A 24658-nucleotide genomic window follows, 5' to 3' on the forward strand; every position below is an offset into this window, starting at 1 on the left:
AGGTCGAGCGGTGAGGTGCCCATCAAGTATTACGTATTGAGCCTGTAGGGGGCTCGTTGGCCGCCTGTGTGTCGCGCCGTAGCCGTTTCCACATGCCATGGAGTTGACGATGTAATACGTCATTATCCATATCCTGAACGCCACGCCGAGCAAGTACCACAATATCCACTGCGGGAAGCTGGTCTTGACGTAGCCGAACTGACTCGCGGACGAGTCTTTTGAAGCGATTTCGATCAACGGCGAGCTTCACATTTTTTTTGCTGACCACCAGGCCAAGTCGGGGATGTCCTACCGTATTCCAACGCGCTAGCGCCATCATCCCTTTACCATGCACCTTGAGGTCTGCTTGCTCAAACACGTAGCGGTAATCCCCAGCATTAAGTAACCGAAAACACCGGGGGAACCCTTGATGCGGCACACGCAATCCGAGATCAGGCGCTCAGACGCTTACGGCCCTTGGCACGGCGACGTGCAATGATGGCACGGCCATTTTTAGTTGCCATACGAGCACGGAAGCCATGCGCGCGCTTGCGCTTGAGAACGCTAGGTTGAAAAGTGCGTTTCATAACTCGTTATTCCCACGTGGTTAGGACGGAAAATGAATTCCAAAATGCCCGGTCCAGTGAGGAACTAGCCGGGAGATTCAATTCAAGACCGGAAATTGTAGAGGCTTACCGCGTTGCGTGCAATTTTTTCCTTACAAAAAAGGCTTATAAGTAAGTTATCAACGCTTGGTGATAGCCATATGAAATTACGTGGAGGCGGCATACAAGACATAAATAAACTACTTCCTGTGTTGTGGCTAATAATGGGGATACATTTTGTTAACAACCCTTTATTTTTCCTAAATTTCAACAAGCTATACTTATTGTTTGCTTGTGTATAAGTTGCGCAAAAGACGATGATAAACGGTTGATTAGCTGTGAATTAATGTCGAATTATGATGAGATCTGAGCCTCAGTCACATTGGATGATGCAGCTATCATTGCCCTCTGTGAGAAAGTTTTCCACAGCTTGTTAAATCAACCTACGCCCGTGTGGATAACCACGCCGTTGGGCGCTACAATGGTCGGCCGTTTTCAACTGATGGTGAGATGAGTGTCACTCGCGCTTTGGCAGCAGTGCCTGGATTACCTGCAGGACGAGCTGAGTTCGCAGCAGTTCAACACGTGGATACGTCCATTGCAGGCCGAAGATAGTGAGGCCAATGAGCTGCGCTTATTGGCGCCTAATCGCTTTGTACGCGACTGGGTGAGTGACAAGTATGCCAAGCGGATTAGCGAGCTGATGCGTGAGCTTGCCCCTTCAAAACCCCCTAAAGTTAGCCTCACAGTGGGCAGCCGTCGCCCCGCAACCCCTGCCCCGCAACCCCGTGATCTGGGTAATCCCGTTTCTGCCTCCCCAGCACCGCGCTCGTCGGCGGCTGTTCACACTCCGCCGCGAGGTGATATTGCTGATGAGCGTGAAATTGACAGGTTGCGCGAGGAAGGTGGTTCCGGGCGACGCACCAACGAGCGCCAAGTTCAGGTTGAGGGCAGCCTAAAGCATAACAGCGGGCTAAACCCTAATTTTACTTTCGATACCTTTGTGGAAGGTAAGTCCAATCAGCTCGCACGTGCAGCTTCTCGACAAGTCTCTGAGAATCCGGGGGGCGCCTACAATCCACTATTTTTGTATGGGGGTGTCGGGCTAGGTAAAACCCACTTGATGCACGCAGTGGGTAATGGGCTAGCGTTGCGTCGCGAAAATGCGCGTGTGGTTTATCTCCACTCAGAGCGATTTGTGGCCGATATGGTGAAGGCGCTGCAGCTTAATGCGATTAATGATTTTAAGCGGTTTTATCGCAGCGTTGATGCTTTACTTATTGATGATATTCAGTTTTTTGCCGGAAAAGAGCGTTCCCAAGAAGAGTTTTTCCATACATTTAATGCGTTGTTGGAAGGCGGTCAGCAGATGATTTTGACCTCAGACCGCTATCCAAAAGAAATTAGTGGCGTGGAAGAGCGTCTCAAATCACGCTTTGGGTGGGGGCTTACCGTCGCCATTGAACCGCCTGAATTAGAAACTCGGGTCGCTATTTTGATGAAAAAGGCTGATCAGGCCAAAGTCGACTTACCTCATGATGCGGCTTTTTTTATTGCCCAAAAGATTCGCTCGAATGTTCGCGAGCTTGAAGGAGCGCTCAAAAAAGTGATTGCTGACTCGCACTTCATGGGCAAGACCATTACCCAGGACTTTATCCGTGAGTCGCTGAAGGATCTGTTGGCCCTGCAAGACAAGCAGGTAGGGGTCGATAATATCCAGCGCACGGTGGCGGAATATTACAAAATCAAGGTCGCCGATTTATTGTCCAAGCGTCGCTCTCGCTCGGTCGCCCGTCCTCGTCAAGTGGCCATGGCACTTGCCAAGGAGCTGACTAATCATAGCTTACCCGAGATCGGTGATGCGTTTGGCGGGCGTGATCATACGACGGTGCTGCACGCCTGTCGTAAAGTGAAGGCTTTGCAAGAAGAAAGTGCGGATATTCGTGAAGATTATAAAAATTTATTACGCCTACTGACCAGTTAACCCCTAGGACGGACCTGTCTTTAGCAGGTCTTTCAGGATATAGAACGGAGTATTGATGAAATTTTCGATTTCCCGAGAGGCGCTGCTACGTCCACTAACGCTGGTAGCAGGCGTGGTAGAGCGTCGTCAAACGTTGCCGGTTTTATCTAATGTACTGATTCAGGTTGACGGCGATCAGGTCGCCCTGACCGGTACAGATCTTGAAGTTGAACTGGTTGGTCGTACTGTCGCCAGTCAGGTAGATCAGGAAGGCTCGGCAACCGTGCCGGCGCGTAAGCTGATGGATATATGTAAATCGCTACCTGATCAGTCAGATATTCAGCTAGCGGTAGAAGAAGGCCGGGCTGTACTGCGTAGCGGTCGTTCCCGATTTACGCTTTCCACATTACCTGCCGCCGAGTTTCCATCTATTGAAGATGCTGAAGGAAGCCAGGAGTTTAGCGTCCCTCGAGGTACGTTAAAGCACTTGATCGAAGCCACATCCTTCGCAATGGCGCAGCAGGATGTGCGTTATTACCTTAATGGCATGCTCCTTGAAATACAGAGCAATTTATTGCGTACCGTCGCTACGGATGGCCACCGTTTGGCGATGTGTTCGCGCCCCGTTGACGTGACGGTTGACCAATCGCAAAAGCTCATCGTGCCGCGCAAAGGGATTCTTGAACTGTCACGCTTACTGGATGACAGTGACGAACCGGTTAGTCTGACACTCGGTTCGACCCATGTACGTGCTCATACGGGGGATTTCACATTTACCTCTAAGTTGATAGACGGAAAATTTCCTGATTATGAGCGTGTGGTTCCCCGCAACGGCGATAAAGTATTGATCGCCGAGCGCGCAGAACTTCGCCAAGTTCTTTCCCGTACCGCTATTCTGTCAAATGAGAAGTACCGAGGAGTGCGTCTCTATCTAGAAGAAAATAATCTCAAGGTGATGGCCAACAACCCTGAGCAGGAAGAAGCGGAAGAGAACATTGGTGTTGAATATTCTGGTCCAGCCATGGAAGTGGGCTTTAATGTCGGCTATTTGGTCGATGTAATGGGTGTATTGGATGAGGATCGGGTCCAGATCACCCTTGCTGACCCGAATAGTAGCGCGCTTTTAGAAGAGCCTGGCGGTGGTGATGCACTCTACGTTGTCATGCCGATGCGATTATAAGCCTTCATTTCACGGCAAAGGCCAACGATAGCGGCGCTTCTAACTTGGAGGCGCCGTCTATGTTTTTAGGGCGCACAGAATAAGTGACGGGTTAATGGGTCTTCTCCAGCTTAATCTCGATGGTCTACGCAACTTGATGCCAGTAGATATGGCCCCGTCGTCCGGTATTAATGTGATTAACGGGGTTAACGGAAGTGGCAAAACAAGCCTGCTTGAAGGTATCCATATTTTGGGTATGGGCAGGTCGTTTAGAACGCGTCAGCTCAAGCACGTTATCCAAACCGATGCGCCTCATTTAACGCTATACGGCCGTGTGGCAGGAGACCCTGATGTGACCCTAGGGGTGCGTCGTTTGCGCAGCTCTAGTGAGCTGGAACTGCGCGTCAAGGGGGATAAGAATGCGCGTCTTGCGGATTTAGTTGAAGCAATGCCGTTGCAGCTGATTAACCCTGATGCCTTTCGTCTCTTGGAAGGGTCTCCCTCAGGGCGTCGTGAGTTTCTAGACTGGGGTGTGTTTCACGTGAAACATCGTTTCCTGGAAATATGGAAGCGAACACGTCGAGCGTTGAAACATCGGAATGCACTGTTGAGGCATGGTAGAATAGCACCTCAAGAACTTTCAGTGTGGGAGCTTGAGCTTGCCACATGGGGTGAGCAAATGGATGCGCTTAGGCGTGCTTGGTTTGCTGAGTTTCTACCTGTATTTGAAGAAACACTTGAGCGTTTGCTTCCATTGCCGGGCTTAACGCTTCACTACGCGAGAGGGTGGGATAAAAAAAGGGCATTAGCTGATGTGCTGCATGCTAGCCGCTCGACAGATCAGCAAATGGGCTTTACACAGCAAGGTCCTCAGCGTGCTGACTTACGTATTAAGCTAAACAAGCAGCCCGCTATTGAAGTACTTTCCCGAGGCCAACAGAAATTGGTGGTGAGTGCGTTAAAGTTAGCGCAAGGTCGGCTTCTGGAAAGTGCATCACAGAGACACTGTATTTACCTGATTGACGACTTACCCGCCGAACTTGATGAGCGGCATCGTTCACGGTTTTGTCAGTTACTCGAAGATATGCAATGCCAAGTATTTATAACCAGCGTCGAACCTGGAGCTTTAAGGCAAACATGGCAAGCTCATACTCCGGTTAGCATGTTTCACGTGAAACATGTTGCCAATGGACTGAGCAAGCTGGCGCCTGAAGGTTAGACGACACGGATTGAGACAGACTTCACGACGGAGTGGTCAATGAGCGAGCAGGCTTACGATTCATCAAGCATCAAGGTGCTCAAAGGGCTGGACGCTGTGCGCAAGCGTCCAGGCATGTACATCGGCGATACCGACGACGGCACAGGGCTGCATCACATGGTCTTCGAGTTGGTGGATAACTCCATCGATGAAGCCCTGGCGGGTCACTGCAGCGAAATCCGTGTGGTTATTCACCCTGATGAATCCATCACGGTTAGCGATAATGGGCGTGGTGTGCCTACCGAGATTCACGAAGGTGAGGGCGTATCAGCGGCCGAAGTTATTATGACCGTTCTACACGCGGGCGGTAAGTTTGACGATAATTCGTATAAAGTCTCTGGCGGTCTCCACGGCGTAGGTGTTTCCGTGGTTAACGCATTGTCTGAAGAGCTGCGGTTAACGATCTGGCGCCAGGGTGACGTTTTCGAGCAGGTTTATCACCACGGTGTTCCTCAGGCTCCGCTCGGCGTTGTCGGGAAGACAGAGAAAAGTGGCACCCGGGTACATTTTCGACCTTCGCCGGATACCTTCACAAGTATCGAATTTCACTATGATATCTTGGCGAAACGGCTAAGGGAGTTGTCTTTCCTGAATTCTGGCGTTGCCATCCGCTTGTTAGATGAGCGTAGCGGAAAGGAAGAGCTTTTTCATTACGAAGGTGGTTTGAGAGCGTTTGTTGATCACCTTAACCAGAATAAATCGGTTCTCAACCCTGTGTTTCACTTCAATGCTGTGCGTGAAGACGGCATAGAAGTGGAAGTGGCCATGCAGTGGAACGACTCATTTACCGAAAATATTTTCTGTTATACCAATAATATTCCCCAGCGCGATGGTGGTGCGCACCTGGCAGGATTTCGTGCATCGCTTACCCGTACGTTAAATAGCTATATAGAAGCCGAGGGTCTGCTTAAAAAAGCCAAGGTCAATACCTCTGGTGACGATGCACGCGAAGGTTTGACCGCGATTATCTCAGTAAAAGTACCTGATCCGAAGTTTTCTTCACAAACCAAAGACAAGCTGGTTTCCTCTGAAGTGAAAACAGCGGTTGAACAGGAAATGGGCCGTCTGTTCTCTGATTATTTGATTGAGAAGCCAAACGAAGCCAAATCGATCGTCAATAAGATGCTGGACGCAGCGCGGGCTCGTGAAGCCGCCCGTAAAGCCCGGGATATGACTCGCCGTAAAGGTGCGCTGGATATCGCAGGTTTGCCCGGTAAGCTTGCCGATTGCCAAGAGAAAGATCCCAGTCAGTCTGAGCTTTACCTGGTAGAGGGTGATTCAGCGGGCGGTAGTGCGAAACAGGGCCGTGACCGTCGCACGCAAGCGATACTGCCGCTTAAAGGTAAGATCCTTAACGTTGAGAAGGCTCGTTTCGACAAAATGTTGTCGTCGGCAGAAGTCGGTACGTTAATAACCGCGCTTGGCTGTGGCATTGGTCGCGAAGAATTTAATCCCGATAAGTTGCGTTATCATTCGATCATTATCATGACCGATGCGGATGTAGATGGCTCGCACATCCGAACGCTACTACTTACGTTCTTTTTCCGGCAGATGCCTGAACTAATTGAACGTGGACACGTGTTTATTGCCCAGCCGCCGCTATATAAGATTAAGCGTGGCAAGCAAGAGCTGTATCTAAAAGATGAACAAGCCATGGTCGACTATTTGACCACAACGGCGCTTGATGGAGCCGGCTTGTATGTTAACGCTGACGCGCCTGGGATTGCAGGTTCGCAATTAGAAGCGTTGGTGAATCAATATCGCAATGTGATGAAGCGGATTGATCGACTTGCCCGTGTCTACCCCATTGAGGTTCTCAAGCAGGCTGTTCATGCCACCGCACTCCAGGGTGAATCAAGTCTTAAAGATCGCATTACCATGGAAAACTGGATTGCTGAGCTGCAGAAAGTCATGGACGATATGGTGGCTTATGAAGGAGGACCGCGTTATCAATTCTACCTTCAGGAAGACACTGAGCGCGGGCTTCACCTGCCAGCTGTGTCACTAATCGCTCACGGCGTTACCACCGAGTACCTATGGGGCTTGGATTTCTTTGAAAGTGCAGATTATCGCGCCATTGCAGGTTTGGGCGAGACGTTGAACGGTTTGCTGGAGGAGGGGGCTTATATTGCTCGTGGTGAGCGCCAGAAGTCTGTTTCGCATTTCTCCGAAGTGCTAGTTTGGTTGATGCAGGAAGGGCAACGAGGGCTTTCTGTACAGCGGTATAAGGGCCTTGGCGAGATGAACCCTGACCAGCTGTGGGAAACGACGATGGACCCCGATAGTCGGCGCATGCTGCGTGTTACAATTGAAGACGCCGTTGCTGCTGACATGATGTTCAATACGTTAATGGGTGATGAGGTTGAGCCGCGCCGTGACTTTATTGAGACGAATGCGTTGGTAGCCAACCTTGATATATAAGTATGTGACTACATGTTTCACGTGAAACATGCCAGATAGTTGTAAAAAAATGCCGCACCAGCCTTAATGCCGGTGCGGTTTTTTTCATGCTGAAGTAACTACAACTAGTTTTGCATGCACAGCCAGTCAGTAAAATCGGCAAGATCTCGATAGATTAGTGCTTTACGAAGTCCGCTATTCTTTTGCAACGTTTTCTCGCCTTTCCCGGTTCTAACCAGTACAGATCGACAACCTACAGCTTCGCCCGCCTGGAGATCGCGAAGGCTATCGCCTACCATCCAGCTGCCCTCTAAACTTGCCATCCCTAGCTGCTCTTGAATTTGGGTGAGCAGCCCCGGTAGTGGCTTACGGCAAACGCAATGGTCATCTGGGCCATGCGGGCAGTAGGCAATATGCGCGATATGCCCCCCCTCTGCCTCCACAAGGTCAATTAAGTGAGCATGCATGTCACGCAATGTTGTTTCACTATAATAGCCACGGGCAATACCCGATTGGTTAGTGGCTACGGCTACGCTAAAACCAGCTTTGGTTAGCTGCGCGATAGCGCTGATCGATGAAGGGTAGGGAATCCACTCTTCAAGCGACTTAATATAAGCATCTGAGTCATGATTGATCACTCCGTCGCGATCGAGGATAACCAGTTGATTGGCGCTGATCATAAAGGGCCTTATAACGTTGCGCGGATCGAATGGGAGTCAGCGTAATACGCTAGCATCAAGAGCGCGAGTGTGTTTCACGTGAAACAGTGAATATTATCCACAAAAAACCCGGCTTATTGATTGCAAGCCGGGCTAGGTGCTGCAAGTGATTTTACCGATTATTGGGGAAGCTGAGAAATATCAGCCACTTCAAGGAATAGCGCCTGAAGGCTGGCGAGCAGGGCGAGACGGTTACGACGAACCGCTTCATCATCTGCCATGACCATTACCTGATCAAAGAAGCTATCCACCGGCTCGCGTAGTGTTGCCAATGCATCCAGAGCCTGCTGGTAATCGCCCGCGGCAAACAGCGGTGCCACTTGCTGTTGGCTGGCAGTCACTGCCTTGAATAACGCTTGTTCAGCCTGTTCATGTAGCAGGTTCTGATCAACCTGGGTGCTGCCATCATGTTCCTGTTTACTGAGTATATTAGAAACACGCTTATTGGCGGCGGCCAGGGCGGAAGCTTCCTCGCGCTGAGCGAAGGCCTTTACGGCTCTCAGACGGCGGGCAAAGTCCAATGGTTTGCTGACTGGGCGTGCACGAACGGCCAAGTACATTTCCGCCGTTATGCCTTCTTCTTGCCCCCAGGCGCGGAAACGGTCCAGCATGTAGGTCAGCACGTCTTCGACTAACCCGTCTGGCTTAGGCAAGCCTTGATGCTGCTCTGCGGCCACACTCAGCAGCTCGCGAAGGTCGAGATTTAGTCTGCCTTTGACAAGAATATTCAGCATGCCAATAGACGCACGACGCAGGGCGAAAGGATCCTTAGCGCCGGTAGGGCGCTGGCCAATACCGAAAATACCCACCAGCGTATCTAAACGGTCGGCTAGGGCCAGGGCTTGGCCGGTGGGCGTCTGGGGGATAGCATCGCTGGCATAACGCGGCAGATACTGCTCTTCTAACGCTTGGGCAACCTCTGCGGCCTCACCGTCCTGCTCGGCGTAGTAACGACCCATAATGCCCTGCAGTTCAGGGAATTCGAGCACCATCTCAGTGACCAGATCGCACTTGGCGAGCGCTACGGCGCGCTGCGCATGGTTCACGTCACCATTAATCTGCTGGGCGATAAAGGTTGCAATTGCGGTGTTACGACGCGCTTTGTCAGCCAATGTCCCCAGCTGTTGCTGAAATACCACGCTTTCCAGCTGTGGGATGCGCGAGGCGAGACTGTGCTTGCGATCGGTGTCGTAAAAAAAAGCCGCATCCGCGAGGCGCGGACGGATAACTTTTTCATTGCCCGAAATCACTTGTTGAGGGTCTGCACTGTCGATGTTGGAGATGGTAATGAACAGCGGCTTAAGCTTGCCTTGGTCATCCAGCAGGTGGAAATACTTTTGATTGGCCTTCATGGAGGAGACCAAACACTCTGCAGGGACTTCCAAGAATCGCTCGTCAAAGCTACCGGTTAGCGCTACAGGCCACTCAACCAATCCACTGACCTCGATCAGTAAGTCTTCGTCAATTACGGCGTTGGCTTCTTGCACTTCGGCTTCTGCCAACACCTGTTCGCGAATACGTTCACGACGCTGCTGGCGATCGGCTAGTACAAACGCGTTCTCAAGGGCGTCAAGATAATCGTCCGCATGCTCAAGCTGTATGGCATCCGGCGCGTGGAAACGATGGCCATAGGTGGTCCGACTGGCTTGTAAGCCAAGCGCTTCGGCAGCAACCACCTCGTTGCCGTACAGGGCTAAAAGCCAATGCACAGGGCGCGAAAACTCAATGCGCGAAGAACCCCAGCGCATGTTTTTAGGCACCGGCAATCCATGGATGGCTTTGCGCAAGATGTCGGGTAGCAGCGCTTGTACATTCTCCCCCGGCTGCTGTTCACGGTAGCCAAGCCAGGTACCTTTGTCGGTTTCAAGGTGAATCAATTCATCGACGCTGACACCGCAGGAGCGAGCAAAGCCTTCAGCTGCTTTGGTGGGCACACCATCTTTGAAGGCCGCCGCAAGGGCCGGACCACGGCGTTCAACTTCACGGTCTGGCTGCTTATTGGCTAGAGCGGCGACCTGAACCGCCAGACGACGCGGGGTGGCGTAAGCAGTAACCTTTTGAAAGGGGATCTCGGCTTCCAGTAGGCCTTTCTCTATGCCAGCCGCAAACGCATCAGACAGCGCATCCAGTGCGGTCGGCGGAAGCTCTTCCGCACCTAGTTCTAATAGAAGCGTATCAACAGCCATTATGCGTCTCCCTGGTCGGCTAATAGTTCGCGGCGTAGTGATTCCGTGGCCATGGGGAAACCCTCAGCTTTGCGCGAATCAAAGTAAGCAGTGGCGACGTTCCTTGCCATGGTACGAACGCGTAGAATAAAGCGTTGGCGCTCGGTGACCGAAATAGCGTGACGTGCATCTAACAGGTTGAACGTATGTGATGCCTTCAGAACTTGTTCGTAGGCGGGCAGCGGTAATTTGGCTTCTAGTAATTTGCTGCACTCTTTTTCCTGGTGATCAAAGGCACCAAACAGCTGGTCAACATCGGCGTGCTCGAAGTTATAAGCGGACTGCTCACGTTCATTTTGCAGGTAAACGTCGCCGTAGCTCACTTCGCTGCCGTCAGGCGCGATGGCCCAAACAAGGTCATAAACGCTGTCAACGTTTTGCAAGTACATGGCGATACGCTCAAGGCCGTAGGTAAGCTCGCCCGTGACGGGATAACATTCAATGCCTCCAGCCTGCTGAAAGTAGGTAAACTGGGTGACTTCCATACCGTTGAGCCATACTTCCCAGCCAAGCCCCCAGGCCCCAAGCGTGGGAGATTCCCAATTGTCTTCGACAAAACGCACGTCATGGACCAGTAGGTCCAGGCCTAAGCGTTTTAACGAGCCAAGGTAAAGGTCTTGCAGGTTGCTAGGCGATGGCTTCATGACCACCTGGAATTGGTAGTAATGCTGCAGTCGGTTGGGGTTTTCACCGTAACGGCCATCCGTCGGGCGGCGAGAAGGCTGGACATAGGCCGCATTCCAGGTCTCCGGCCCAATAGCGCGTAGGAAGGTGGCGGGGTGAAAAGTGCCTGCGCCGACCTCCATATCGAGCGGCTGGAGGATGACGCAGCCTTGCTCTGCCCAATACTGTTGCAGCGCAAGGATCAAGCCTTGAAAGGTCGACACATCAGGTGTCGATTGGTTTGTCGAGACACTCATCGCGGAAAGCACCGTTGGCCATGAATTCATAAGCCGTCAAGTATACAATCCCAGGCAGATAGGTTATAGGCGCTTAAGCCAACAGAGCCGCTTTTGGCAAGGAGAAAGAAAATGATTGTTGTAACAGGCGGTGCGGGTTTTATTGGAGCCAATATTGTCAAAGCGCTTAACGCGCGTGGCCGTAACGATGTGATGGTTGTCGACGATCTTCGCGACGGTACCAAGTTTGTCAATTTGGCGGACTGTACGTTAGCAGATTACCTGGATAAAGATGATTTTCTTGCGCGCGTGAAGTCAGCGCTTCGCGGTGAGTCGGCTGACTTGTCGGCCATCGATGCCATTTTCCATGAAGGCGCCTGTTCCGATACCACTGAATGGGACGGGCATTACATGATGGAAAATAACTTCGAGTATTCCAAGGTACTGCTCAATTACTGTGAAAAATTGGGTATTCCGTTCCTCTACGCCTCGTCGGCAGCTACCTACGGGGGAAGCGAGATCTTCAAAGAAGTACCCGAATGCGAAAAACCGCTCAACGTTTATGGCTACTCGAAGCTACTGTTTGACCAGCATGTACGTTCTCGGTGGAACGAACTGACCACTCAGGTGGTGGGGTTTCGTTACTTCAATGTGTATGGCCCTCGCGAGCAGCATAAAGGCAAGATGGCCAGCGTGGCGTACCATAACCACCTGCAGATCCGTAATGGCGAATCCCTGAAATTGTTCGGCGCCTATGCGGGTTATGAGGCTGGTATGCAGAGCCGCGACTTTGTTTATGTGGGTGATGTCGTGGATGTGAACCTGTGGTTTTTAGATAATCCCAGCGCCTCGGGTATTTTCAATTTAGGCACCGGCCGAGCCGAGCCGTTTAAAGCGATTGGCGAAGCGGTAATCGACTACTACGCAAAAGGGCAAATCGATTACATTGATTTCCCCGCAGAATTGAAAGGGCGTTACCAGAGCTATACCCGGGCAGATATCAGCAAGCTACGTGCAGCAGGCTGCGACGTTGAGTTCAAAACCGTTGCTCAGGGCGTAAAAGCGTATTTGGAGTGGCTCAATGGCTAATCCCGCAATGCGGCTTTTGGTCATTGGCCCCTCCTGGGTCGGCGATATGGTAATGGCCCAAAGCCTGTTTATGACCCTAAAAGCACGGTTTCCCCAGGCCACCATTGGTGTGGTGGCGCCGGCATGGTCGCAGCCTATTTTAGAGCGCATGCCTGAGGTGGATGAGGTGCTTCCCTTAGCGGTAGGCCACGGAGAATTGGGTCTTGCTAGTCGTCGTGATCTTGCCAGTCGTATAAAAGGGCGCTTTGACCGCGCTATTGTCCTACCCAGGTCCTGGAAAGCAGCCTTGGTCCCCTTTATGGCACGCATTCCCGAGCGGATTGGTTTTCTGGGTGAACATCGCTATGGTCTTTTGAAAGAGCGCCGCAAGCTGGATAAACAAGTATTGGATCAAACTGTAAAGCGGTTCGTTTCGTTAGGTTTGCCGCTTGATGAGGCTATGAAGGGTAACTTCGCCATACCCAAGCCGCGGCTATTCATTGACCGGGACAATTTAGTGAATTTGCGCTTGACCCATGCGCTTTCCTCCCGCCCGGCGATTGGCATGATGCCGGGGGCTGAGTATGGGCCAGCTAAGCAGTGGCCGCTTGCTTACTTTCATCAATTAGCTCAATCGCTGGTTGCCAATGGCTATGAAGTCCGTGTGTTCGGCGGGCCAAAAGATCACGCTGCTGCTGAGACTATTGTGAAGGGCCTCCCTCAAGCCCACAATTTATGTGGTAAAACATCCTTGGCGGATGCCGTCGATTTGCTAGCCGATTGTCGCCAAGTGGTTACTAACGATTCCGGGTTAATGCATGTCGCGGCTGCGGTAGGCGTGCGTATCCATGCGCTCTACGGTTCCTCTTCGCCTGCTTATACGCCACCGCTTACCGATAATGCAGTAATTCATTATCTTGGCCTTTCCTGCTCTCCATGCTTTGAGCGTACTTGCCCATTGGGCCACACTAACTGCTTAAACGAGTTACACGTGGACTCGGTCTATCAAGCAATTTTGGCTAATCGACCGTGTGAAAATGTGATTGTTAACGCATAATATCGACTTCTTCTGTTTGGTCTGCGGGCGTTTCAATCACTTGCTCCTGCGGGGTGGTGTCAGTATCGCGACGCTGGGGGGCAAGACCTTCCCACAGGCGATGCTGCAACGCAGATTCCTCGCGTAAGCGCTCGTTTAACGTCTCGAAACCATGTCGCTCGACCAGGGTTTCTTGATCGCTAAGCAGTGAGGTGCCAAGCCCAGCGCGATGCTCTTCAAGACTAAGGCCGAGTGCTTCAAGAATCGTTGGGAAGCCATCCAACATAGTTGCATCACGTTGAATACGCTGGGGATGCAAGTGATCGCCTATCAGCATAAAGGTGTTTTCGCGGTCCAGCATGGTTAGCTGGTCCCATACTGATACGCGCATGGTGAGGTGGTCACTCATGATTGCTACCACGGTATTGTCCAATAATCCTTCATCTTCCAGGCGATCGATAAGCTTGCGTGCCAGCCAAGCAGAGCACTCGACCGAATAAAGAATGTCTTGCTCATCAAATGGCCCCTGACGATCGAGACAACTCTGTGCAGGAAATCCACTGGGGGCATGGCCTGCAATGCTCAGGTTAACCACGCCCCAAGGCCCGTCATCAGCATCCTCAAGGCGGCGAATTTCATCGACAGTCATGTCGTAAAGGCTGTCGTCGTATATTCCCCAACTGTTTACGTACTCTGAGTCATTTAGCTGGCGCTCCAACTCCTCTTTACCTTTAACTGACTGAAACCCGTGCCCGCGGTAAAATAGCCCCTTACCGGCAAACTCTGTGCTGGCACCGCCTAAATAGCTGAGTCGATATCCCTGGGCGGCTAAGATATCGCCGAGACAGTCAATGCCTGGCACCACGCTCTTTAAAGGCTCGAACTGACTGTCGTGGAGAAGTCCGGCAGGCATTAAAGGTACACCGCATTGGCTTGCGATCATGCCCGCCATGGTCCAGCCGGTATTCTCCATTTGCTGAACGCCTTCAAAGACAATGCCACGCTCACCCAGACGGTTAAGGTCGCTGTAGGCATCACCAAACTGGGGATCGCTATAGGTTCGCTCGATACTCTCTAAGTAAAGTAACAGCAAGTTGGGGGCGTCTTCTTGATCAGACGAAGGTGGGGCTACATAGCGGTGATCAAGCCAATCGGCGTCGTCGGCTACCACGGCCGCACTACGCTGGCCTAGACCGAAAAGCAAAGGATTGCTGGCGAGCAACCCAATCGCCAAGAAGCGCTCCGTCAATCGCCAACGTTGATCATGGCGCGATAACCAGGTGACAGAAGCCAATACAGCAAGCATGCTGAGTGTGTAAACAACGGCGATAATCAACTTTCCTGCACCGCCATGCTCCGCCATTCCCGCCTGGAGATGGAAGAACACAGCTCCTAAATCGACGTTACCGAAACTGTCCGCTAGGTAGACATAGATGCCCCATAAGCTTAACGGCGCGAGTGACCAGGGCCATACTTTGCGATAACGTGCATTGAGTGGACGACCCCAGCGTAATTTAAGGCCGATACCTATCCATACCATCGCAAAGAAGAACAGCGTCCACCAAGGTAAGCGAGTGAGTACGGTGATAGCATAGCCAAGGCAAAGGCCGATGACCGTAATGGGCAACCATGAGGAAATCGGAGGTGCTGAAAAAAAACGCGAGGGCATGGGCCTCCTGAAGAACTGTCGTAGGTTACAATAGGCTATTGCAATTGCGCCAAGCACAACTATTATTGCTGCCACATACTTTTGGGACGACTACCTTGCTAAAATATTCGACGAAGGGCGTGTGTCGCAAAAAAACCTGAGATAGGCGAAAAACCCGACGTAAAAATAGACGCTATCCCTGCAATTTTCCGTTATGCATTCACTAGCTCACCGCAGGGCTATGACCAAGTGCTATCGCTACGTCAGTATAAAGTTTATCATGCAGTTGAAGAAAGGCACGAGGGTGTATGACGCCAAATGATTCCAGCATGCCAGGGTAATAGGCCAGTGATTACAGCCAATATTATTACATTGAACGAAGAGAAAAATATAGCTGAATGTATTGCATCAGTAGCTAAAGTTTGCGATCAGATTATTATTGTAGACTCAGGCAGCAACGATGCCACGGTTAACATCGCTCAGTCCCTCGGGGCAACGGTAGTGCATCAGGCTTATTTAGGTGATGGCTTTCAGAAAAATGTGGCTTTAGATTATGCTTCGAATGACTGGGTTCTTAGCATAGATGCCGATGAAAGACTTTCAGAAGAGATGGTTGAGGAAATAAAAAAAATAGATTTAAACCAATCTCAGTATGACGCCTATGCATTTAGAAGGAAAAATATGATTGGCTCAAGATGGATGAAAGAGTGCGGCTGGTATCCTGATTTTTGTGTCCGACTCTATCATAAGAAAAGAGCAAGATTTGCTGACGTTAAGCAACATGCGAGTATAAAATCTGAAAACATATGTAAAGTTAAAGCTGATATTATTCATTATTCTTTTTCCCATATAGGGCAGCTTTTTTGCAAGCCAGGTCGAGATTTTAGTGGCAGAGCTGCAAAGATAATGTATCTTAAAGAAAAGAAGATTAATTCATATTCCCCTTTTATACATGGGTTGAGCGCTTTCTTGAAAAAATATCTACTCCAAAAAGGGTTTTTAGCAGGTGTGGATGGATTGACAGTTTCTATAAGTGCTGGTTTAAGCGGGTACCTTAAATATGCTCGTCTATTAGAGCTTAAACAAGATGCTTCAGTTTTAAAGAAAGAAAATTTTAATAAAATATGGTGATATAGTTGAAGGTAGTACATGTGAATTTGGCGAAGGGGTTTCGCGGAGGCGAAAAGCAAACCGTCTTATTAATAAAAGAGCTAAGCAAAATCGATGAAGAGCTTCATCAGATTTTGGTCTGCCGCTCAGATTCACCAATGAAAAATGAGCTAAAAAGAACCTCAAGAATAAGTTTTAAAAAAGCAAATAATATTTTAGATGGTCATTTTTCCTCTATGCCCGCGGATGTGTTACACGCACATGATGCCAAGGCGGTTCACTGGTCATATATAAATAAGGTGATGTGTAAGACCCCTTATCTTTTTACCAAAAGAGTTGATTTAAAAATAAAAGAAAAATTTGCTAATAGGCTGTCTTACCTTAGCGCATCTGCGGGTGTTGGTATATCAAGTGTTGTCGTTAAAAAAATAAAAGAGTTTGGCGTTAGTGAGGTGTATAGAATACCGGACGCCGGTTCAGTATCGGTGAATAATGAAAATTTAAAAAATGAAATTAAGCAGCGATTTAAAAATAAATTTATAGTGGGTCATATAGGTGCATTGGTTGATAGAGATAAAGGTCAAAGAGTTATTATTGATGCGGTTAAAAAGATAAATAATCAATATGAAGATTTTGTTTTTGTTTTATTTGGAGAAGGGGAAGACGAGAATATACTTAAAAGAGAAAGTCAAAATCTTGAAAATGTTATTTGGATGGGCTTTGAGAAGAGTGTAGGTAGCTATATACCTGCCTTCGATGCTTTTGTATTTCCTTCCCGAAGTGAGGGTATGGGGTCAATCCTTATTGATGTTATGGCTGCGGGCGTGCCTATAGTAGCGTCTAATGTTGGTGGTATTCCTGATCTGATCAGCGATAAAGAAAATGGTCTTCTGATAGAAAATGGAGACTATAGTGCATTGGCAGAAAAGTTGATTGAGATTAAGAATGACGTTGGATTTAGAGAAGCCTTAGTAAGTAATGCATTGGCTAAAAGCAAGGGCTATACTGCCGCTGCCATGGCGCTTCGTTATCTTGATGTATACAAAAAAGTCTTGAAGAAGTGATTGAGTATGAAAGAAATTATACTGGACATGGAGATGGCAATTGGAAAGGGTAATAAGAGAATTTGTTTTCAGCACCCTGGTAATAAATCATTATGTGTGAAGGTTGCTCATAGGAAAGATGGGTGGAAGGAAAATATCATAGAGTGGCTATATATAAAATCTTTAAATTTAAAGTCAATAGATACTAGCCACCTTGCTATGTGTCATGGTTGGACTTCCACTAATTTCGGCCATGGTTTAGTATTTGATAGAGTTGTTAATTTTGATGGAACAAATGCGCTTACATTAAAAGATTTTTTGAAGAATGATGTGTTGAATGTAGATCAGGAAAAGATTGCTGAGTTAGTAAGTTCGTTGAAGCTTTGGGCTTTAAAAAATGGCGTAGCTGTTATTGAGCCTAATGAAGTTAATATTATGGTGAGAGATACTGGAGGGATATTGGAGCTTGTTTTAGTTGATGGGGTAGGCGGTAGAGAGAGGTTTAGCGTTAAAAATTTAATGTATGTTTTTTCAAAAAAATACTCAAACAGAAAAACAAAAAAGCAATTTTTAGCTTTTGAAAAAAAATTAATTAATTTTAAATAGTTTTTGGGTTTTAGTTAGATAGGCAGCAAAAATTAGGCTCAATAAAAGTCACGGGCAATTAAACCAATAGGTTTATATGTTCTGCAAAGGAGAAAATAGTGCCGCGACAATTCCCGCTTCCGCCTGGGGGAGACCCTGCCTTTTCTCCATTAGCTGACGCTCGAATGTATTGGCCGGTGCAGCGTGCCCGTGTACAGGTGGCGGTGCGTGAGGCCTTTCAGGCTTCGGTGGGTATCCCAATTGAGCGGGGCGTCTTTGGCCTATGGAAGCGAGGCCTACCTGGAAGTTATCGGGTGGAGCAGTGGGGCCTACCGCGCCGAATCGTCGAGCAGGCGCTAGGTGAGGAGTTGATACTTAATATAAATCCACGGGAGTTGATACGCATCCGCGATTGGCAAGAAATGCCAAAGCGCCAGCGGCCTTCATCCTCGGCGTTTATTTGGGACGGTTATTGGGATCTGCGCCGGGGGGATCTGCGCCATGGATCGCGCTATCGCTTTATTCGCGATATCGAAACCCATCGCCATGATTTGGTCAACAGTGAGACGTTTCGCCAATTGAAACAGCGCTTGGATGAAAAGCGCCCTTGGGCTTCCCACCAGCAGGGTTTGTTGCTGGACTCAGAGGCGCGCATTATCGCTTACCTGCGTGTTTATCTGGCGTTTATGGATGATATGGCGGTACACGGCTTCGATGGCTTGCGTGGTAAGGATGAACTCGGAGTAGCCGTAAGTCGTGAGGGGAAGTTGATAAAAATAAACCGTGGCCTACATCGATTAGCGATGGCGCAATATCTAGGCTTGCCTTCAGTACCGGTGAAAGTTAAAGCTGTCCATAGAGCTTGGTGGGAAAAAGTAACCGAGCATACGCATGGCGCTGAAGCGCTTGAACGTGTGGTGGAAGCGCTGCCACATTGTGTGCCCGAGACAGAACCCGGCCCACTAGATCCTCACGAATCACCTAAACACTTTACATGGCCATAAAAGGTCTATAGATCAATTGGTTGAGCTGTATCCTTGTAGAATCGGAGATGCTGACAAGGTCGGCTGAAACTTGTGTATTGACCGTTCCAACCTATCTAAATTCGCTTGCTGCCATTTCCCTCGCGGGCGGATACGGCAGCGATCCAAGTCAATCAGCCATGGCGCGCCGTTGGCATCAATCAGAATATTGCGAGCGTTCAGGTCAACATGATCAAGCCCTATATCGTGAAAGCGTCGAATCATGTCGCCCACCCGCTGCAAGAGTGCTTTGTCAGCTGAATTATTGATGATCAACTCGGCTAACGCTTTTGCACCGACAATGCGCTGAGTGAGCAAAGCGGCTTCGTAAGTGAGTCCATAACGGACTACGCAGGTGGCGATAGGGCGAGGAACAGGCAGTCCTTTTTCGAATAATTGCGCCGTCAGGCGCATTTCGCGAAAGCCGCGGCTGCGTTCAGCCCCTAACCAGAAGTAGCGCTGCTTGCTTAGCTTCGCGGCTAAACCGCCTCGCCGGTAAGGGCGCAAAACCCATTGTTCAGTAGGAGTGGCCTGTAAAAAAAGGCTGCTGCCCCGGCCCGGTGCTTCGCCGACCACTAAGTCGCGCGAGTGCCAGTATTCAGCGCTGAACAAAGCGGGATCGGGTTGGTGTGACACGGCGGCGTCACATAAACTGTCTTCATCATGTAAAATCAGACTATTTCCTTGCCGGAGTGCCGCTAAGCGCATGAAGCCCTCTCTGCCTGCTAAACCTAACCATATTGCCATTCTGCGCCTCTCTGCGTTAGGAGACGTGTGCAACCTTGTGCCCACCGTGCGAGCGTTGCAGCGCCAGTGGCCGCAAGCGCGCATTACCTGGATCATCGGCAAAGGGGAGTACAGTCTACTGGCCGGTCTGTCCGGGGTCGAGTTTGTTGTATACGACAAATCGACGGGGTTTAAGGGGATGCGCGTCCTGTGGCGTGAACTGGCGGACACGCGCTTTGACGTACTGTTGCATATGCAGCAAGCCATTCGTGCCAGTATTTTATCGCTTGGTTTGAAAGCCAAGGTGCGCGTAGGTTACGACAAGGCGCGGGCCAAAGATGCTCAGCACCGCTTTACTCAGCTCCATATAGCGCCCAGAACCAACCCTCATGTGCTGGAATCATTTATGGATTTCGCACGTTTGATGGGTGTCGAAGAAGGGCCACTGGAGTGGGATTTGCCGGTGCCCCTTGCGGCTTATGACGAAGCGCGTTTGATCAGCGGTGGAGCGCCTTATTTAGTAATTAATCCATGCAGCAACGTGCGGCTACGAAATTTTCGTAACTGGTCAGCAGAGGGGTATGCCAGTGTTGTTGAACATGTCTGGGTACAGCATGGTCTGAAAACTGTGTTGACCGGAGGTGGCAGTTCGCTTGAGCGTGAGGTCGGTGAACAACTTGAAGCGCTCTGTCAGCCAGGCAGTGTTATCAATGCCATTGGTCAAACGTCGTTAAAGGGCCTTCTGGCGTTGATTGGTGGCGCGCGGGCGGTGATTGCACCGGATACCGGCCCTGCGCATATGGCTAATGCTCTGGGTACTCCAACACTAGGGCTTTACGCGACGACCAATCCCCAGCGTGCTGCGCCCTATTTGTGGCGTGATTATGCGGTGAACGCCTACCCCGAAGCGGTGAATGCTTTTCTGCACAAGTCGGTGGACGAGGTAAATTGGGGGCAGCGAGTACGCCATGCGGATGCCATGTCGCTCATCAAAGCCGACGACGTGATCGCTAAGCTCGATGCGCTGCTGGCACACACCGCCGCGCAGCCAATAACAGGACTCACGGATGAAAGTTGATTTGACCGCCCTGGAACATGCTCGCGTTCTCGTTGTGGGCGATGTGATGTTAGACCGCTACTGGCACGGTGGCACTTCGCGTATATCGCCAGAAGCGCCCGTGCCGGTGGTACGTGTTGAAGATGCAGACGACCGGCCCGGTGGGGCGGCAAACGTCGCGCTGAATATTGCGGCGTTGGGTGCCCATGTCGCCCTGGCTGGGTTAGTGGGCGCCGATGACAATGCCGACCTGCTTATGGGGCAATTGTCTGCTTCAAATGTAAGTACTTACTTTCAACGAAGTCCTTATATACCAACGATTACTAAGCTTCGTGTGATGAGTCGTAATCAGCAGTTACTGCGCCTGGACTTCGAGCAGCGTCTGGATGGTGTCGATACCAGCAACTTGCTTGCTCAGGTAGAAGAGGCGCTGCCTGATTGCGACGTGATGATTCTCTCCGACTACGGTAAGGGCACGTTGAATCAGGTGGAAAAGCTGATCTCGTTGGCGCGTGCCCAGGGTAAACGGGTGTTGATAGATCCCAAGGGCAGCGATTTCAGCAAGTATCGTGGGGCCAGTTTGATTACGCCGAATTTGACGGAGTTTGAGGCGATAGTGGGCCCGTGTAGCACCGATGCTGAGCTCTCAAAGCGTGGTGAAGCGCTGCGCGTTGAGCTTGAGCTGGAAGCACTGTTGATCACTCGCAGCGAAAAAGGCATGACCCTGATTTGCGAGGGGCATGAGCCGCTGCATTTGCCTACTCGCGCCCAAGAGGTTTTCGACGTGACGGGCGCGGGAGACACTGTGATTGGCTTGATGGGGCTAGCGCTTGCGGCCGGCCACGAGCTACCCGAGGCAATGATGCTGGCCAATTTAGGTGCCGGATTGGTGGTCGCCAAGCCGGGGACCGCCACGCTTTCGATTGCTGAGCTGTATACCGCGCTGCACGGCGATAAACTGGCCGAGTTTGGGGTTATTGAGCAGGCATCGCTGATTGAGGCAGTGCGTGCTGCCCAGCGGCGTGGTGAGCGAGTGGTAATGACCAACGGCTGTTTTGATATTTTGCATGCGGGGCACGTGGCGTATCTCGAACAGGCAAAGCGCCTGGGAAATCGCTTAATTGTGGCCGTCAACGACGATGCCTCCATCGGTCGCTTGAAAGGCCCAACGCGGCCGATCAATCCGCTCAACCGTCGCATGCAGGTGCTGGCGGGGTTGGGCGCAGTGGACTGGGTCGTCCCCTTTTCTGACGACACACCACAAGCACTTATCGAGGTGGTGCTGCCAGATATCTTAGTGAAAGGCGGTGACTACCGGCCGCAAGATATTGCCGGCGGCAAAGCCGTGATCGCCAATGGGGGGGAGGTCAAGGTACTGGGCTTTGAAGATGGTGTCTCAACCACGGCGTTGATCAGCTCAATTCTGGATCGTGAGCGCTAATGGCGGTATCCGCTTGGCCACGGCTTGCCTACTCAATCGCGTTGTATGCACTCTCACCGCTGATTACATGGCGGATTTGGCGAGAGCAAGTACCCACTTACTCTCGCTTGCAACGTTTAGGTCTGCGCCTGGACCCGCTTCCCTCTGAGCCACGGCTTTGGCTGCACTGCGCCTCGGTAGGCGAAGTGCGTGCCGCGCGTCCGCTGATCGAAGGCTTACTTGCACGCTATCCCCAGCACAGTCTACTGTTGACCACCATGACCGCCACCGGTGCTCAGCAGGCTCAAGCGCTTATTTATGAACAGTCTGAAAGTGACCAGAGGCGGCTTGCCCATCGGCTTTTGCCGCTCGACTACCCAGGCGCGGCCAAGCGGTTTATCGCTCGGCTAAAGCCAGCCATGGCGCTGATGTTTGAAACCGAACTATGGCCCAATCTGCTACACGCCTGTCATCGCCAGAGAGTTCCTGTGGCCGTAGTCAACGGCCGTTTATCGCCTCGTGCTTACCAACGTTATCGACGGTGGCGACCTTTGATGGTCAATGCCCTGGCGAACGTTAGCTGGCTGGCAGCCAAGTCATTGGCTGACGCCAAGCGCTTTAACGCACTAGGCTGCAGCGTTGACGTGACCAGCGTAGTGGGCTCGCTGAAGTTTGAAATGCCTAGTAATAGCAAGGCTTTTGAAGAGGGTGAGTACTTACATCGGCAGTGGAACGGGCGGCCTGTATGGGTGGCGGGTTCCACCCGTGACGGCGAAGAAGCGTTATTGCTTGAGGCGCACCGCCAGCTTGGCAAACGCTACCCTGGCGCGCTTCTGGTCTTGGTGCCGCGCCATCCAAAGCGGTTTGATGAGGTGGCCCGCCTGTGTCTCGATGACAGCTGGTCGTTAAGCCGTCGTAGTCAACAGCAGCCCGTAACGGCAAGAACTGATGTCTACTTGGCTGATACGCTGGGGGAGTTGGCAGTGCTCTATGCGGCAGGCAGTGTGGCCTATGTGGGTGGCAGTTTGGTGCCGCTGGGCGGCCACAACGTGCTGGAACCCGCCGCCATGGGGAGACCTGTGCTAAGCGGGCCTTCGATCGAGAACTTTGCTGATGTGGCCGAGCCGCTGTTAGCCGCTGGCGCCCTAACCCTGGTGGACAGTCCCGGCACCCTGGCTGAAGCGTTGATCCGTTATTTTGACGACCCTAGCAGTGCCCAGCAAAAAGGTCAGGCCGGCTTGGCGGTGATTAACGCCCAACAGGGAGCCCTCAAGCGCACGCTGGACGGGTTAGGCAAGCTGGTCCCCCAATCGCCACGACGCCTTCATTAGGCTTTGTTCGGTTGCAGCATGAAGGTTTGATAGGTCAACTGTTCGAACTCGTGGTCGAGCACGGCTAAGCCCACTAATGTGGTGAACAATAGCGATAGCGCGTACCCATAACCATAGAACACTGGGCCTAACAGCTGGCTCAGCAGCGTAAGGACCACGTTACTTAATAAGAACAGCAGGCAAAGCCATAGCGCTGGTTTGAGTCGGTCGAGATAGAACAGTACGTTCAGGATGGCCATCAGCAGTACTTGTATTCCCACCGCCACAATATCGATATTAAATAGCGGTAAATACCAGTGGGAAAAGCCCAACCAAGTGAATAGTAGCGGGCCACTTAATAGCAGCCCGGCAACGGTGATGCCCTGTACTTTAAAAATATCGTAGATACCGTGACGAACGCTGGCGACCATTTCGCCGCGCAGTGCCTCAATGTGCCCCAGCGTATCTCCACCCCGTATAGCGTCGTAATACGCATGGCAGCGTTCTGCAAAGTCGGTCTCCATGCGCATGATGAACACCGCCATTCCCGGCACAATGGAGAGATAAGCTAAAAAGATGGGTAAGTCGTAAATCGGTGAGGCACGCAGCGGGCCAATAATCGGCTCGGATGTGGCGGGGTTAAACCAGAACACCAGTTTATCAGCCCAAATGCCGGCCTGATAGAATAGTCCGATGGCGATCAACGAACGCTGACACTGTCCTGCTCGGTGTAAGTCAAAACCCCACAGCCGATTACTGGGGTAATGCCGGATGACCATCGCCAGGAGCATGAAAAGCAGTAGGCTTTGGCCGAGCACAAAGCCACCCAGCAGGCCCTCCAGCCCATGTTCGTTGAGCAACACGCCGCCAATAAAGGTGGCCCCATAACCGCAGGTAAACGCCAGTAACACTTGGCGGTAGGCTTTTACCCCCGCAACAAATACCGTGACGCACCAAATCATGCTGAGCACCACGAAACTGATCAGCATTTCCAACTGATAGAGCCAAGGCGTTTGTGCAAAGGCCCACCACAGCACGGCGCCGCCAACGAGGGTAGCTACTAACATGACCAGCGTTAGCAGGCCCATCACGTTGGGCAAAATCGCGGCATCGCGTTTTTCAAACAGCCTGTCGGCCACAAAGCGGGTAAACAGCAGTTGCACCAGTGATGTCAGTAGCAGCGACCCGGCGACTAGCCATGTGACGGAGACCAAGAACGCCGTTACATGGGCGGTGCTAGAGGGGCTTGCCGCCGCAGACAGCACGCCCAATGCCATTACCGCCAGAATAGACAAGACCCAAGGGCCTGAGCTGATCAAACCCGCGTAGCCATAGGCACGCAACAGGCTGAAATAACTGTCCTGACGGAGTAACCGCCGCAGTTCAAAGCCAATGCCGGCCATAAATATCGTCTCCTGACGCCAAC

Annotated in this window: 21 protein-coding genes; 13 read left to right on the forward strand and 8 right to left on the reverse strand. The window is 51.2% G+C overall.

The window, feature by feature from the left end:
* Positions 1-22: 22 nt before the first annotated feature.
* A complete protein-coding gene (gene rnpA, locus CPH17_RS12750; RefSeq protein ID WP_074398081.1) occupies positions 23-418 on the reverse strand; it encodes a ribonuclease P protein component in 396 nt (131 codons plus the stop codon).
* A gap of 13 nt (positions 419-431) precedes the next feature.
* Positions 432-566: a 50S ribosomal protein L34 gene (gene rpmH / locus CPH17_RS12755; protein ID WP_074398078.1), complete on the reverse strand. Its 135-nt coding sequence runs from the start codon at positions 564-566 to the stop codon at positions 432-434.
* A gap of 532 nt (positions 567-1098) precedes the next feature.
* On the opposite strand from rpmH, the gene dnaA reads away from it, so the two are divergent.
* The 4 genes from dnaA to gyrB all read left to right on the forward strand — a co-directional run bounded on the left by dnaA (position 1099) and on the right by gyrB (position 7385).
* Positions 1099-2568: a chromosomal replication initiator protein DnaA gene (dnaA, locus tag CPH17_RS12760; protein ID WP_074398077.1), complete on the forward strand. Its 1470-nt coding sequence runs from the start codon at positions 1099-1101 to the stop codon at positions 2566-2568.
* Positions 2569-2623: 55 nt separating this feature from the next.
* The gene (gene dnaN / locus CPH17_RS12765) at positions 2624-3727 is read left to right on the forward strand and encodes a DNA polymerase III subunit beta (RefSeq protein WP_074398075.1); all 1104 of its coding nucleotides are present in this window, start codon (positions 2624-2626) and stop codon (positions 3725-3727) included.
* A 94-nt stretch (positions 3728-3821) separates the two neighbouring features.
* Positions 3822-4925 (forward strand): DNA replication/repair protein RecF, encoded by a 1104-nt coding sequence (gene recF, locus CPH17_RS12770; protein WP_096299752.1) that lies wholly within the window; start codon positions 3822-3824, stop codon positions 4923-4925.
* Positions 4926-4964: 39 nt separating this feature from the next.
* A complete protein-coding gene (gyrB, locus tag CPH17_RS12775; protein WP_074398071.1) occupies positions 4965-7385 on the forward strand; it encodes a DNA topoisomerase (ATP-hydrolyzing) subunit B in 2421 nt (806 codons plus the stop codon).
* A 104-nt stretch (positions 7386-7489) separates the two neighbouring features.
* Here gyrB and gmhB read toward each other — a convergent pair whose 3' ends face one another.
* The 3 genes from gmhB to glyQ all read right to left on the reverse strand — a co-directional run bounded on the left by gmhB (position 7490) and on the right by glyQ (position 11228).
* Positions 7490-8044 (reverse strand): D-glycero-beta-D-manno-heptose 1,7-bisphosphate 7-phosphatase, encoded by a 555-nt coding sequence (gene gmhB / locus CPH17_RS12780; RefSeq protein ID WP_096299754.1) that lies wholly within the window; start codon positions 8042-8044, stop codon positions 7490-7492.
* 158 nt (positions 8045-8202) lie between these two features.
* Positions 8203-10269: a glycine--tRNA ligase subunit beta gene (gene glyS / locus CPH17_RS12785; RefSeq protein WP_096299756.1), complete on the reverse strand. Its 2067-nt coding sequence runs from the start codon at positions 10267-10269 to the stop codon at positions 8203-8205.
* Entirely contained in the window at positions 10269-11228 is a 960-nt protein-coding gene (glyQ, locus tag CPH17_RS12790; RefSeq protein WP_096299758.1) for a glycine--tRNA ligase subunit alpha, read from the reverse strand. Before glyQ ends, glyS begins: the two co-directional genes overlap by 1 nt.
* Positions 11229-11339: 111 nt before the next feature.
* On the opposite strand from glyQ, the gene rfaD reads away from it, so the two are divergent.
* Both rfaD and waaF read left to right on the forward strand, forming a co-directional pair.
* Positions 11340-12296: an ADP-glyceromanno-heptose 6-epimerase gene (gene rfaD, locus CPH17_RS12795; protein ID WP_096299760.1), complete on the forward strand. Its 957-nt coding sequence runs from the start codon at positions 11340-11342 to the stop codon at positions 12294-12296.
* Complete coding sequence (waaF, locus tag CPH17_RS12800) at positions 12289-13332, forward strand: lipopolysaccharide heptosyltransferase II (protein ID WP_096299762.1); 1044 nt, start codon at positions 12289-12291, stop codon at positions 13330-13332. The genes rfaD and waaF overlap by 8 nt, the downstream gene beginning before the upstream one ends.
* Here waaF and CPH17_RS12805 read toward each other — a convergent pair.
* Positions 13322-14980: a sulfatase-like hydrolase/transferase gene (locus CPH17_RS12805; RefSeq protein WP_096299764.1), complete on the reverse strand. Its 1659-nt coding sequence runs from the start codon at positions 14978-14980 to the stop codon at positions 13322-13324. The genes waaF and CPH17_RS12805 overlap by 11 nt on opposite strands.
* A 327-nt stretch (positions 14981-15307) precedes the next feature.
* Between CPH17_RS12805 and CPH17_RS12810 the strand changes: the two genes are divergently transcribed.
* From CPH17_RS12810 to CPH17_RS12825, 4 genes are all read left to right on the forward strand, one after another.
* Entirely contained in the window at positions 15308-16090 is a 783-nt protein-coding gene (locus CPH17_RS12810) for a glycosyltransferase family 2 protein (RefSeq protein ID WP_096300950.1), read from the forward strand.
* A gap of 20 nt (positions 16091-16110) precedes the next feature.
* Positions 16111-17133, forward strand: a complete 1023-nt coding sequence (locus tag CPH17_RS12815) for a glycosyltransferase family 4 protein (RefSeq protein ID WP_096299766.1) — start codon at positions 16111-16113, stop codon at positions 17131-17133.
* Between the two features lie 6 nt (positions 17134-17139).
* On the forward strand, positions 17140-17718 hold the full coding sequence (locus tag CPH17_RS12820) for a YrbL family protein (RefSeq protein WP_096299768.1): 579 nt from the start codon (positions 17140-17142) through the stop codon (positions 17716-17718).
* Positions 17719-17816: 98 nt separating this feature from the next.
* The gene (locus tag CPH17_RS12825; protein WP_231898029.1) at positions 17817-18701 is read left to right on the forward strand and encodes a hypothetical protein; all 885 of its coding nucleotides are present in this window, start codon (positions 17817-17819) and stop codon (positions 18699-18701) included.
* Positions 18702-18713: 12 nt separating this feature from the next.
* Here the strand turns inward: CPH17_RS12825 and CPH17_RS12830 are convergent, their stop codons facing one another.
* On the reverse strand, positions 18714-19427 hold the full coding sequence (locus tag CPH17_RS12830) for a 3-deoxy-D-manno-octulosonic acid kinase (protein ID WP_096299772.1): 714 nt from the start codon (positions 19425-19427) through the stop codon (positions 18714-18716).
* On the opposite strand from CPH17_RS12830, the gene CPH17_RS12835 reads away from it, so the two are divergent.
* From CPH17_RS12835 to waaA, 3 genes are read left to right on the forward strand one after another with little or no spacing between them, the layout of a single operon-like run.
* The gene (locus CPH17_RS12835) at positions 19426-20523 is read left to right on the forward strand and encodes a glycosyltransferase family 9 protein (protein ID WP_096299774.1); all 1098 of its coding nucleotides are present in this window, start codon (positions 19426-19428) and stop codon (positions 20521-20523) included. The genes CPH17_RS12830 and CPH17_RS12835 overlap by 2 nt on opposite strands.
* Positions 20513-21943 carry a bifunctional D-glycero-beta-D-manno-heptose-7-phosphate kinase/D-glycero-beta-D-manno-heptose 1-phosphate adenylyltransferase HldE gene (gene hldE / locus CPH17_RS12840; protein WP_096299776.1) on the forward strand — a complete coding sequence of 477 codons (1431 nt, stop codon included), beginning with the start codon at positions 20513-20515 and terminating at the stop codon, positions 21941-21943. Before CPH17_RS12835 ends, hldE begins: the two co-directional genes overlap by 11 nt.
* The gene (gene waaA / locus CPH17_RS12845; RefSeq protein ID WP_096299778.1) at positions 21943-23253 is read left to right on the forward strand and encodes a lipid IV(A) 3-deoxy-D-manno-octulosonic acid transferase; all 1311 of its coding nucleotides are present in this window, start codon (positions 21943-21945) and stop codon (positions 23251-23253) included. The genes hldE and waaA overlap by 1 nt, the downstream gene beginning before the upstream one ends.
* On the opposite strand, the gene pelG is transcribed toward waaA, so the two are convergent.
* Entirely contained in the window at positions 23250-24635 is a 1386-nt protein-coding gene (gene pelG / locus CPH17_RS12850; RefSeq protein WP_074398045.1) for an exopolysaccharide Pel transporter PelG, read from the reverse strand. The two genes, waaA and pelG, sit on opposite strands and share 4 nt — an antisense overlap.
* Positions 24636-24658 lie beyond the last annotated feature (23 nt).

Origin of the sequence: Halomonas sp. hl-4, from assembly GCF_900215475.1 — a bacterium.
GTDB lineage: Bacteria > Pseudomonadota > Gammaproteobacteria > Pseudomonadales > Halomonadaceae > Vreelandella.